Here is an 11,671-nt window from a genome sequence, read left to right as displayed (position 1 = left end):
TTATCGTTGTAGTTGTCGCCATCGACGGCACCGTACCGCCCGCACCCCAAACGGTCGAACTACAGCCGTCGTTCCCAGTGCTCCATTTCCAGCGCATGGCCGAAGCGTTGCGCGTTCTCCGTGCTGGTGCGCGCAAAGCCGGCCTGATCGAGCATGCGCCGCGCGCCTAGCTGCGCGCTGGCCGTATTGATCGCCAGCGCCGCGTAGCCCGCGCGGGTGGCAAAGCGCACGCACTCGTTGAGCAATTGCGTGCCGATGCCAAGGCGCTGCACATCCGGCTCGACATACAGCATCTTCATCATCGCGATATTGGCCGGCAGCGCAGTCAGCAGCGTGCACCCGACCACCGTGCCGCGCTGCTCGGCGATCCAGCAGGCCTCGCGCTGCGGGTCGTGGTCTTGCACGAAATCGGCGACCATCTTCGCCAGCAAGCCTTCGAAGGTGTGATCCCAGCCGTGCCGCAGCGAGAACAGCTGCGCCTGCCGCTGCACCAGCCAACCGTAGTCGCCTGCGCGCGGCGCGCGCAGCGTGACCGGATACGGATGGGCGGCGCGTTCCAGCAAGCGTTCGATCAGCCGCATCGCGCCTACCAGCTGCTCCTGCGAGCCGCTTTCGAGCTGCTCCAGCACGGCCGACACTTCCTGTAGCGCGGCCGCGTCAAGCGGGTCGTAGAGCGCGTGCCCCGCTGCGGTAAGCGTCAATAGCGACTGCCGCGCGTCGGCTTCGGACGGGCGCCGGATCAGCAGGTCGCGCCGCTCGAACTTGGTCAGCAGCCGGCTCAGGTAGCCGCTGTCGAGGCCGAGATTGCGCGACAGTTCGGCGGCCGTCTGCAAGCGGCCACGCGCCAGCTCGCGCAGCACCCGCGCCTCGGTCAGTGACAGCCTGTGCCTGTGCAGATGCTCGTGCAGCGCGCCGATGTGTTTCGTGTAAAAGCGGTTGAACTGACGCACAGTTTCCGCGCGTTGCAGGACTGCTGGATCGGTCACGTGGAGACTCAAGTAGTTTTTGCCATGCGGCACTATATTCCATCGCCACTCGTAAAAGACCCTGTGCACGTTGGCAGTATCCGAGCGCCGAGATTAAACCTCCACTGCACGGTGGTCTGACGAAATATTTTTCTTCTGAGGAATGGAGCGCTGGTATCGGAACTGGTCTCTAGTACGGGAATATCCTGGTCTCTTCGCAGAGTGCATTGAGAGCCGTCTTATTCGCTGCGATCCTTTATCAGAAAGGCTTTGCGGCATATCAACCAGATCGATACCAGTTCGTTGACTGGTATTATTGTGGTTATATAATGGGCTCCAGTTTTAACGCCCACTCTCCACCGTCCATTCCGTTCATCCATGGAAACTCGCTGGTCCGCCCTGATGCCCGATGCGCGGAATCTGACGCCGCTCTATCTGCAGCTCGCGCGCAATCTGGCCACCGCGATTCATTGTGGCGTGTGGTCGGCCGGCGAAGCGCTGCCGTCCGAGCGCACGCTGTCGGATGCGATCGGCGTATCGCGCGTCACCGCGCGCAAGGCGATCACGCTGCTGGTCGAGCAAGGTCTGATTCGCCGCGCGCCGGGTGCGCGCAGCTTCATCACGCCGCGCGTCGAAGACCCGTTGTCGCGGCTCACCGGCTTCACGAAAAAGATGGAGCAGCGCGGTTTTCGTCCGGATTCGGTGTGGCTCGAGCGCGAGGTGCGCCTCGCGAATCGCGACGAGGTGGTGCATCTGGGTTTGTCGCCAGGCGCGCCGGTTGCGAGTCTGCGACGGCTGCGTCGCGCGGACGGCATCGTGATGGCGGTCGAGCATTCGTCGCTGCCCACTTCGATCGTGCCCGACCCGCAAGCGATCGACGCGTCGCTGTACAGCTATCTCGACCGGCGTGGCGTGGCCGTGGTGCGCGCGCTGCAGCATTTTCGCGCGGTCAACGCATCGAGTGAGATCGCCGAACTGATGGACCTCGAACCGCGCTCCGCCTTGCTGCTGATCACCCGCGTCGGCTACAGCGCGGACCAGCGGGCGATCGAATTGACCGATACCTACTGTCGCGACGACTACTACGACTTCGTCGCCGAGTTGCGCCTGTAAGCCCTTAAATCTGCCGCCGCGGCGGAACAACCCGCGGCGAGCTCAGTCACGCATTGCATCAAAGCTTCCAGAGAGACTCATGCTGACCGGAAACATACTCACCACCGATGGGTGGATCTACGGCACGCTCGAATTCGAGAATGGCCGCATCACGGAACTGAAGGGGCATGTGGCCGATCCGTCGTCGAACGACGCGCCGTACATCCTGCCTGGCTTCATCGATCTGCACGTGCATGGCGGCGGCGGCGCCGACGTGATGGAAGCAGGCAATGCGATCGAGGCAATCACGCGCACGCACGCACGGCACGGCACCACCAGCCTGCTCGCGACCACCATGACCGCACCGCGCGACCAGCTGATGAGCGTGGTCGCCGGGCTTGGCGACGCGGCGCGCAACCGTACGCCGGGCGGCTCGCGCGTGCTCGGCGTGCATCTCGAAGGACCGTACATCAATCCGGGCAAGCTCGGCGCGCAGCCGGACGCCGCCGTCTCCGCGGTGCTCGACGAGGTGCTGCGCTACCTCGAGCTCGGGCCGATCCGGGTGGTGACGATCGCACCGGAAATTTCGGGCCACATGGACATCATCTCCGAGATCGCGGCGCGCGGCGTGCGCGTGCAGCTCGGCCACTCGCTCGGCACTTACGACGACGCGGTGGCCGCGATGAAACACGGCGCGCGCAGTTTCACGCATCTGTTCAACGCGATGTCGCCGCTGCATCACCGCAATCCCGGCATGGTCGGCGCGGCGCTTGCGCACGCTGAGTACGCGGAGATCATTCCCGACCTGCTGCACGTCCATCCGGGCGCGATCCGCGCCGCGATGCGCGCGATTCCGCGTCTGTACGTGGTGACCGACAGCACCTCGGCCACCGGCATGCCGGACGGCGAGTATCGCCTCGGCAGCCAGCACGTCACCAAATGTCTGGGCGGCGTGCGTCTGGCCGACGGCACGCTCGCCGGCAGCACGCTGACGATGGATCAGGCGCTGCGCAACCTGTGTTCGCTCGGCCTGCCGATGGCCGATGTTTCAAACCGTCTGTCGCGTCACGCCGCCGATTATCTCGGCATCGAAGACCGCGGCCGCATTGCACGTGGCGCGTGGGCCGACCTGGTGGTGTTCGAGCGGGACCTGGTGCTGAGCGCGACTTACGTCGAAGGAGAATCGATTGTCGAATATGCTTGATGAGGCGCTAGCGTCCGCGGAAGCGGTCGCAGCGCAACTGGCCGATCCATCGCGCGTTGCCGCGCTGGCGGCACGACTCGCGGCGCGACCGCGCGATGTCGCGCTGACCGTCGCACGCGGCAGCTCGGATCACGCAGCGAGCTATTTCGCGAGCCTGACGATGAGCCGTCTCGGCCTGCCGGTCGCGTCGCTGCCGATGTCGGTCGCGACGCTGCAGCAGGCGCCGCTGCGGGTGCGCGACCAGCTCGCGCTGGCGTTCTCGCAATCGGGCAAGAGCCCGGATCTGGTCGGCACGATGGCCGCGTTGCGCGACGCGGGCGCGTTGACCGTGGCGGCGGTGAATGCGCCACAGTCGCCGCTCGCCGACGTGTGCGAATGGCATCTGCCGCTCGCGGCCGGCCCGGAACTGAGCGTAGCCGCTACCAAAAGCTATATCGCGATGCTGTCGGTTTCCGCGCAGCTGGTCGCGCGCTGGCAGCGCGACGACATGCTGCTCGACGCGCTGCAGGCGCTGCCCGACGCGCTCGAGCGCGCGGGGCAGCTCGACTGGTCGCCGGCGATCGAAGAGCTGCGCAACGTCGACCGGATGATCGTGATCGGCCGCGGGCTCGGCCTTGCGATCGCCCAGGAAGCTGCGCTGAAGCTGAAGGAAACCTCGGGCATTCAGGCCGAAGCGTTTTCGAGCGCCGAAGTGCGGCACGGCCCGATGGAGCTGATCGACCGCGATTACCCGCTGCTGGTGTTTGCGATGCCCGGACCCGAACAAGCCGGTTTGCTGCAGCTCGCGCGCGACATGCGCGCGCGCGGCGCGCGGGTGTTGCTGGCGGCGCCGGACGGTGTCGAACACGCGTCGCTGCCGCTCGTGTCGACCGCTAACGCGGCGCTCGATCCGATCGCTGCAATCCTTTCGTTCTACGTGATGGCTGCCGGCCTCGCCGCCGCTCGCGGACGCAATCCCGATGCGCCGCGCCATCTGCATAAAGTCACCGAAACGCACTGATCCGAGTGCCTGGAGGAGACATGTCGAGGAGTCCATTTAAATGAACCGTGCGGCGAATCAAGCTGTAACGCACGCTGTAAAGCGTCCTGAAGATCACATCCTGTTGTTCTCGCCGTTGACCGGTCCGGCGGTGATGCTCGCCGACGTGCCCGACCCGGTTTTTTCCGGTGGCATGTTCGGCGACGGCATCGGCGTCGATCCGCTCGAAGGCCGGCTGGTCGCGCCGTGCGACGGCGTGGTCGCGCATCTGGCGCGCACCGGTCACGCGCTGACGCTGGTGACTGCCGAAGGTGCGCAAGTGCTGCTGCATATCGGTATCGATACCGTCGAGCTCGATGGCAAAGGCTTTGCGCCGATGGTCGAGCAGGGCGCGCAGGTGCGCGCTGGCGACGTGCTGATCGAGTTCGATCAGGATATCGTCGCGCGCACGGCGCCGAGCCTCGTGTCGGTGGTCGCAATCGCCAATTCGGATGCGTTCGAGATTGTCGAGCGCAGCGGTGCCGGCGGCCTCACGGCTGGCGAAACACCGCTGCTGGTGCTGCGGGCGCGCAACGGCGAGCTGGTCGCAGCCGCGCGCCAGACCAGCGTCGTGCTTGAAGAGGTGCGCAGGCAGGTGACGCTGGCGCACGCCGGGGGCCTGCATGCGCGGCCCGCGGCGCGCGTGCGTGAAGCCGTGCGCGGGCTCGATGCACGCGTCGAAGTGCGCTTCAACGGGCGTAAGGCCGCGGTGGAAAGCGTGGTCGGCATGCTGGGGCTTGGCGCAGCGCAGGGGGCGACGGTCGAGATTCTCGGCATGGGTTCGCAAGCCGCCGAGGCGGTGGAATCGGTTGCACGTGAATTGCTGCGCGATGTGCATGGCGAGAGCGAAGACAAACCGGCACGCCCGCTCGCGTCGGCGCCGCAGGCTGTAGCCGCGGCTGCGGGAGCGGCCACAAGCGTGGCTACGAGCGTGGCTACAAGCGCGGCCGCAGGCGTGCCTGCAAGCGCGTCCGGCGCTAGCGCTGGCGCAGCGAGCACGGCCACCGCCGCCGCTACACCCGCGCCGAACACGCTCACCGGCGTGTGCGCGGCGCCCGGCATCGCGGTCGGCAAGCTGGTGCATTGGGACGACGCAGAGATCGTGCCGCCCGAGCTCGCGCAAGGCACGCTTGCGCAGGAAAGCCGCCGTCTCGATCAGGCGATCGCGGCTGTCGACGCAGAACTCAACACTACCGTGCGCGATGCGTCGCAACGCGGCGCGGTAGGCGCGGCCGGTATCTTCGCCGTGCATCGCGTGCTGCTCGAAGACCCGACGCTGCTCGACAACGCGCGCGACCTGATCAGCCTTGGCAAGAGCGCCGGCTTCGCGTGGCGCGAAGCGATCCGCGCGCAGATCGTCGTGCTCAGCCAGCTCGACGATGCGTTGCTCGCCGAGCGTGCCGCCGATCTGCGCGATATCGGCAAGCGCGTGCTGCGCGCGCTCGGCTATGCGAACACGGCGGCGCGCGAGCTGCCCGCCGAGGCAGTGCTGGCCGCTGAAGAATTCACGCCGTCCGACCTGTCGTCGCTCGACCGCACACGCGTCACCGCGCTGGTGATGGCACGCGGCGGCGCGACCTCGCATGCGGCGATCATCGCGCGGCAACTGGGCATTCCGGCGCTGGTCGCGGTCGGCGACGCGCTGCGGCGGATCGCCGAACACACCGAAGTCGTGGTCGATGCGAGCAACGGCCGGTTCGAATACGCACCGGGCGCGCACGACGTCGAACGCGCGCGCAACGAATGCCGGCGCCTCGCGGGTGTGCGCGAAACGAATCGCCGCACGTCACACGCCGCGGCGGCGACCGTCGATGGCCGCGCGATCGAAGTGGCGGCCAACATCGCGACACTCGATGACGCCCGCACCGCCGTCGACAACGGCGCCGACGCGGTCGGCCTGCTGCGTACCGAACTGCTGTTCATCCACCGCGCGGCGGCGCCGAGCGTCGACGAACATCGGCGCAGTTATCAGGCGATCGTCGAAGCGTTGGGCGGTCGCAGCGCGATCATCCGCACGCTCGACGTCGGCGCCGACAAGGAAGTCGACTATCTGACGCTGCCGCCCGAACCCAATCCGGCGCTCGGCCTGCGCGGCATCCGCTTAGCCCAGGTGCGCCCGGATCTGCTCGAGGACCAGCTGCGCGGCCTGCTCGCCGTGCAGCCGGCGGGTGCCGTGCGCATCCTGTTGCCGATGGTGACGGACGCCGGCGAGCTGGTGCGTCTGCGCGCGCAGATCGACGCACTCGCGCGCGAAATGGGCCGCACCGCGCCGATCGAAGTGGGCGTGATGATCGAAGTGCCGTCGGCGGCGCTGCTTGCCGACCAACTGGCGAAGCACGCGGACTTCCTGTCGATCGGCACCAACGATCTGACCCAGTACACGCTCGCGATGGACCGCTGCCAGCCCGACCTCGCCGCGCAGGCGGACGGCCTGCATCCGGCCGTGCTGCGTCTGATCGACGTGGCAGTGCAGGGCGCGCAGCGGCACGGCAAGTGGATCGGCGTGTGTGGCGCGCTCGCGGGTGACCCGCTTGCCGTGCCGCTGCTGGTCGGGCTCGGCGTGACGGAGCTGTCGGTCGATCCGGGTTCGGTGCCGGCCATCAAGGCGCGCGTGCGCAAGCTCGACTACCGGCTGTGCCGTCAGCGGGCGCAGGACGCGCTGGCGCTCGATTCGGCGCAAGCGGTGCGCGCCGCAAGCCGGGACCTGTGGCCGCTGGACTAAGTGCAAGTGAATCAGCCGCGTGCTGCAAGGTTTGGGGCGCCGCCGCGGCATAACAACAACATCGATCAGCGTGGACGTCTTGCTGACGTCGCAATGAAAAAAGAAACCGGAGTGGAGTGAGCAATGGATGGAAACCCCTTTCTGAAAATACAGCGCCTCGGCCGCGCACTTATGCTGCCGATCGCGGTGCTGCCGGTGGCCGGACTGCTGCTGCGTCTGGGTCAGCCGGATGTGTTCAACATCAAGCTGATCGCCGATGCGGGCGGCGCGATCTTCGAGAACCTGCCGCTGCTGTTCGCAATCGGCGTCGCGGTCGGCTTCGCGAAAGACAACAACGGTGTGGCTGCGCTGGCCGGTGCGATCGGCTATCTGGTCGAAATCGCGGTGATGAAGGACATCGACGACAAGCTGAACATGGGCGTGCTGTCGGGGATCGTCGCGGGGATCGTGGCCGGGATGCTGTACAACCGGTACAAGGACATCAAGCTGCCCGATTACCTCGCGTTTTTCGGCGGCAAGCGCTTCGTGCCGATTGTCACCGGGGTGACGTGCCTGGTGCTGGGCGTGGTGTTCGGTTACGCGTGGGCGCCGATCCAGCATGTGATCGATCTGGCCGGGCACTGGCTGACCACCGCGGGCGCGTTCGGCGCATTCGTGTTCGGCTTGCTGAACCGGTTGCTGCTCGTCACCGGCCTGCATCACGTGCTGAACTCGCTCGCGTGGTTCGTGTTCGGCACGTTCACGCCGGCCAACGGCGCGGCGGTGACCGGCGACCTGCATCGCTTCTTCGCGGGCGATCCGACGGCGGGCACCTTCATGACCGGCTTCTTCCCGGTGATGATGTTCGGGCTGCCGGCAGCTTGCCTCGCGATGTTTCATGAGGCACCGAAAGAACGGCGCGCGATGGTCGGCGGCCTGCTGTTCTCGATGGCGCTGACGTCGTTCCTGACCGGCGTCACCGAGCCGATCGAGTTCACCTTCATGTTCCTCGCGCCGGTGCTGTATGCGATTCACGCGGTGTTGACGGGGCTTGCGCTGGCGATCTGCTCGGCGCTCGGGATCCATCTCGGGTTTTCGTTTTCGGCCGGCGCGATCGACTATGCGCTGAATTACGGTCTGTCGACCAAGGGCTGGGAAGCGATTCCGATCGGTTTGATCTACGCGGTCGTCTACTACGGCCTGTTCCGCTTCTTTATTCGCAAGTTCAACATGGCGACGCCGGGCCGCGAGGCCGATAGCGGCGAAGCCCCGCAAGCTGTGGCCGGGCCGGTTGCGGCTGATGGGTTGACCGCGCCGGTGGCGGTGGCTGCTGCTGCGCCTCGCGCACTGCGCTATATCGCGGCGCTCGGCGGCGCGGACAACCTGACGCTGGTCGACGCATGCACGACGCGTCTGCGTCTGTCGGTGCGCGACGCCGGCAAGGTGTCGGAGCCCGCGCTGAAAGCGATTGGCGTGCGCGGCGTGTTGAAGCGCGGCGCGACTAACGTGCAGGTCATCATCGGGCCGGAAGCCGACCTCATCGCCGATGAAATCCGCTCGGCAATCGATCAGGGCGATCACGGTCAAGGCAGCGCGCAAGCCGGTGCGGCAGCGGCGGTGGCTGCGGCGGCTTCGTCTTCGGCGGCGGAATCGTTTGCTGTGGCATCGGCCACGACGGCGGCGGTCGCGTCCGCTGCTGCGGGTGCGGTGGCTGGGCCGCTCGATCCGGATCCGCTGCGCTGGCTCGCAGTGTTCGGCGGTGCCACTAACATCGTGTCGCTCGAAGCGGTTGCCGCAACACGGCTGCGCATCGCCGTGCGCGATCCGTCGGCAATCGATCGCGCGCGCCTGGGCACGCTGAACGTCGCGTGGGTGGCGATCGATACGTTCCATGTGGTGGTCGGTCAGGCGGCGCCGCGCTACGCGCAGCAACTGGCGACCCGTTTGCCGGCCATCGGCGGGGCGGCGGCGCAGCCGGCTTGAGTGGCTGGATAGCGGTGGCGTAAGCGGCTCGCGTTAGCGGCCGGTTCACGCCCGGTTAAGAGACGGCGGAAGAAGATTTCCGCCGTTTCGTTATAGATGCTGGCGATCCGCTCGCCTGTCCCTTCACGCCGGTCGCCGTTTTTTCCGGTTGCCCTGTCGGCTTGCACTTATATGAACCTGCAGGGCCTCTCACCGCTTTCGCTTTCGCCCTCGGGCAAATCCATCGTCAACATCGAAGCGCCGCTGCGATCAGCCGCAGGCGCATCCGGCACAGCTTTTCACTAACATTTCGACAATCGTTGAAATGTTGAAATGATTGATGTATCGTGCCGACCATGGACTCAAACCTCGTCGTACGCGCACTCGGTGCGCTCGCTCATGAATCGCGCCTCGCGATCTTTCGTGCACTGGTCGTTGCCGGTCCAGAGGGCATGGCCGCGGGCGACATCGCCCAGCAACTCGGCCTCGCGCCGTCGAGCCTGTCGTTTCACCTGAAGGATCTGTCCCACGCCGAGCTCGTCAAGCCGCGCCAGGAAGGACGCTTCGTCATCTACACCGCCAATTTCGACGCGATGAATGGCCTCATCGCTTTTCTGACAGAAAACTGCTGCGCAGGTGCGCCGTGCGCAACAGACAACCCGCCGTCTTGTTGTGGAGAAAAAGCATGAAGCGCATGCACATCCATGTGTCGGTCGACAATCTGAGCGACAGCATCCGGTTCTACAGCGCAATGTTTGCGGACGCGAAACCGACAGTTGTGAAGGACGACTACTGCAAGTGGGAATTGACCGATCCGCCCGTCAATTTTGCGATTTCGCAGCGCGGCGGCTCCATACGGGGAATCGACCACGTGGGCATACAGGTCGAGACGGAGGCGGAGTTGGCCGAAATGAATGCGCGCTTCACCGCGGCGCGGCAACCGGTGCAAATACAGACCGGCACCACGTGCTGTTACGCGAAGTCGGACAAGGCATGGACTGTCGATCCGCAAGGCGTTGCGTGGGAGACGTTTCGCACGCTGGAATCGGCGCCTGTCTACGGCGAGTCGCGTGAGCCGATGCAGACAAGCGCCGCATGTTGCGCACCCGTTGAATCCGTTGTCGCATTCGGGAGCCGCGCGTGAGCGAGAAAACGTGGTCGGTCCTGATCCTGTGTACGGGCAATAGCGCGCGCAGCGTCATGGCCGAGGCACTGTTCAATGTGCTTGGCAAAGGCAGATTCCACGCATACAGCGCCGGCAGCCATCCGTCGGGCGCGGTCAATCCGTTCGCGCTCGAGCGATGCGACGCGCTTGGTTATGACACGTCGCGGCTGCGCAGTAAGAGCTGGGACGAATTTGCGGCGCCAGGTGCGCCGCAGATGGATTTCGTCATCACGGTGTGCGATCAGGCCGCGGGTGAAGTTTGTCCGATCTGGCCGGGCAAGCCGATGACGGCTCACTGGGGTTTTGAAGACCCGGCCGCTTTCGAGGGCAGCGACGAGGACAAGCGGAAGGTCTTTAGCAAGGTCTATCGCCAGATATTGAATCGGGTCAGCCAGTTTGTGGCTCTGCCTCTGCATGGTCTGGACAGCAACGCGATCCAGCGCGAGATGCGTGCGATCGGTGAGCGGCCGACAGAGGAATCACATGAGCAGCGGTAACGTAGCGAGCGCCGGCGCAGCGCCGGCGATAGGCTTTTTCGAGCGGTATCTGACGGTCTGGGTCGGGCTTTGCATCGTAGGCGGCATCCTCTGTGGTGAGGCTTTGCCGCAGCTGTTTCAGATGATCGGGCGGATGGAGGTCGCGCACGTCAACCTGCCCGTCGGCGTGCTGATCTGGGTGATGATCATCCCGATGCTGGTCAAGATCGATTTCGCGGCCATGAGCCAGGTCAGGAGCCAGTGGCGTGGAATCGGTGTGACGCTATTTGTCAACTGGCTGGTCAAACCGTTCTCGATGGCGCTGCTTGGGTGGATCTTTATCCGGCACGTGTTTGCCAGCTGGCTGCCGGCTGAACAGCTCGACAGCTACATCGCCGGCCTCATTCTGCTGGCCGCGGCGCCTTGCACGGCGATGGTCTTCGTCTGGTCGCAGCTCTGCAAGGGGGACCCCTACTTCACTCTGTCGCAGGTTGCGCTCAACGACTCGATCATGATCGTGGCTTTTGCGCCGCTCGTCGCGCTTCTGCTCGGCCTCTCGGCGATTACGGTGCCATGGGATACGCTGATCATCTCGGTGGGACTGTATATCGTGGTCCCGGTGATCATCGCGCAGCTGTTGAGGCGACGCCTACTGGGCGCGGGAGAAGCGAACTTCAGGAAAGCCGTGGCTCGCCTAGGTCCGTATTCGATCAGCGCGCTTCTCGCCACGCTCGTACTGCTGTTCGCTTTTCAGGGGCAGGCCATCGTCAAGGAACCACTGGTTATCGCGATGCTCGCGGTGCCGATCCTGATCCAGGTGTTCGTCAATTCCGGTCTTGCCTATGTGCTGAATCGCCGTCTCGGCGTCGCCCATTGCGTTGCGGGGCCATCGAGTCTGATCGGCGCCAGCAACTTCTTCGAACTGGCCGTGGCCACTGCGATCAGCCTGTTCGGTTTTCATTCCGGCGCGGCGCTGGCAACGGTGGTCGGGGTACTGATCGAAGTGCCGGTCATGTTGTTGGTGGTTGGCGTGGTAAACCGCTCGCAGCCATGGTACGAAGCGGCCACAGGCCGCAGGAGCAAATAGG

General features: G+C 65.5%; 10 protein-coding genes. 9 read left to right on the top strand and 1 reads right to left on the bottom strand.

Annotated features, from left to right (window positions below; genetic code table 11):
• Positions 1-59 precede the first annotated feature (59 nt).
• Entirely contained in the window at positions 60-986 is a 927-nt protein-coding gene (locus tag ACYVNQ_RS24490; RefSeq protein WP_460905456.1) for a bifunctional helix-turn-helix transcriptional regulator/GNAT family N-acetyltransferase, read from the bottom strand.
• A 357-nt stretch (positions 987-1,343) separates the two neighbouring features.
• On the opposite strand from ACYVNQ_RS24490, the gene ACYVNQ_RS24485 reads away from it, so the two are divergent.
• From ACYVNQ_RS24485 to arsB, 9 genes are all read left to right on the top strand, one after another.
• A complete protein-coding gene (locus ACYVNQ_RS24485; RefSeq protein WP_460905453.1) occupies positions 1,344-2,078 on the top strand; it encodes a GntR family transcriptional regulator in 735 nt (244 codons plus the stop codon).
• 79 nt (positions 2,079-2,157) lie between these two features.
• A complete protein-coding gene (gene nagA, locus ACYVNQ_RS24480; protein WP_460905450.1) occupies positions 2,158-3,261 on the top strand; it encodes an N-acetylglucosamine-6-phosphate deacetylase in 1,104 nt (367 codons plus the stop codon).
• The gene (locus tag ACYVNQ_RS24475; RefSeq protein WP_460906077.1) at positions 3,254-4,261 is read left to right on the top strand and encodes an SIS domain-containing protein; all 1,008 of its coding nucleotides are present in this window, start codon (positions 3,254-3,256) and stop codon (positions 4,259-4,261) included. Before nagA ends, ACYVNQ_RS24475 begins: the two co-directional genes overlap by 8 nt.
• 40 nt (positions 4,262-4,301) lie before the next feature.
• Entirely contained in the window at positions 4,302-7,001 is a 2,700-nt protein-coding gene (ptsP, locus tag ACYVNQ_RS24470) for a phosphoenolpyruvate--protein phosphotransferase (RefSeq protein ID WP_460905447.1), read from the top strand.
• Positions 7,002-7,124: 123 nt separating this feature from the next.
• A complete protein-coding gene (gene nagE / locus ACYVNQ_RS24465) occupies positions 7,125-8,963 on the top strand; it encodes an N-acetylglucosamine-specific PTS transporter subunit IIBC (RefSeq protein WP_460905444.1) in 1,839 nt (612 codons plus the stop codon).
• 335 nt (positions 8,964-9,298) lie between these two features.
• Positions 9,299-9,631 carry an ArsR/SmtB family transcription factor gene (locus tag ACYVNQ_RS24460; RefSeq protein WP_460905441.1) on the top strand — a complete coding sequence of 111 codons (333 nt, stop codon included), beginning with the start codon at positions 9,299-9,301 and terminating at the stop codon, positions 9,629-9,631.
• On the top strand, positions 9,628-10,086 hold the full coding sequence (locus ACYVNQ_RS24455; RefSeq protein WP_460905438.1) for an ArsI/CadI family heavy metal resistance metalloenzyme: 459 nt from the start codon (positions 9,628-9,630) through the stop codon (positions 10,084-10,086). The genes ACYVNQ_RS24460 and ACYVNQ_RS24455 overlap by 4 nt, the downstream gene beginning before the upstream one ends.
• Positions 10,083-10,604: an arsenate reductase ArsC gene (locus ACYVNQ_RS24450; RefSeq protein WP_460905436.1), complete on the top strand. Its 522-nt coding sequence runs from the start codon at positions 10,083-10,085 to the stop codon at positions 10,602-10,604. Before ACYVNQ_RS24455 ends, ACYVNQ_RS24450 begins: the two co-directional genes overlap by 4 nt.
• On the top strand, positions 10,591-11,670 hold the full coding sequence (gene arsB, locus ACYVNQ_RS24445) for an ACR3 family arsenite efflux transporter (protein ID WP_460906075.1): 1,080 nt from the start codon (positions 10,591-10,593) through the stop codon (positions 11,668-11,670). The genes ACYVNQ_RS24450 and arsB overlap by 14 nt, the downstream gene beginning before the upstream one ends.
• Position 11,671: the final 1 nt, after the last annotated feature.

The organism is Paraburkholderia jirisanensis (assembly GCF_054782355.1).
The sequence above is the reverse complement of the archived record's forward strand: the minus strand, read 5'-3'. Positions and strand labels throughout refer to the sequence as shown.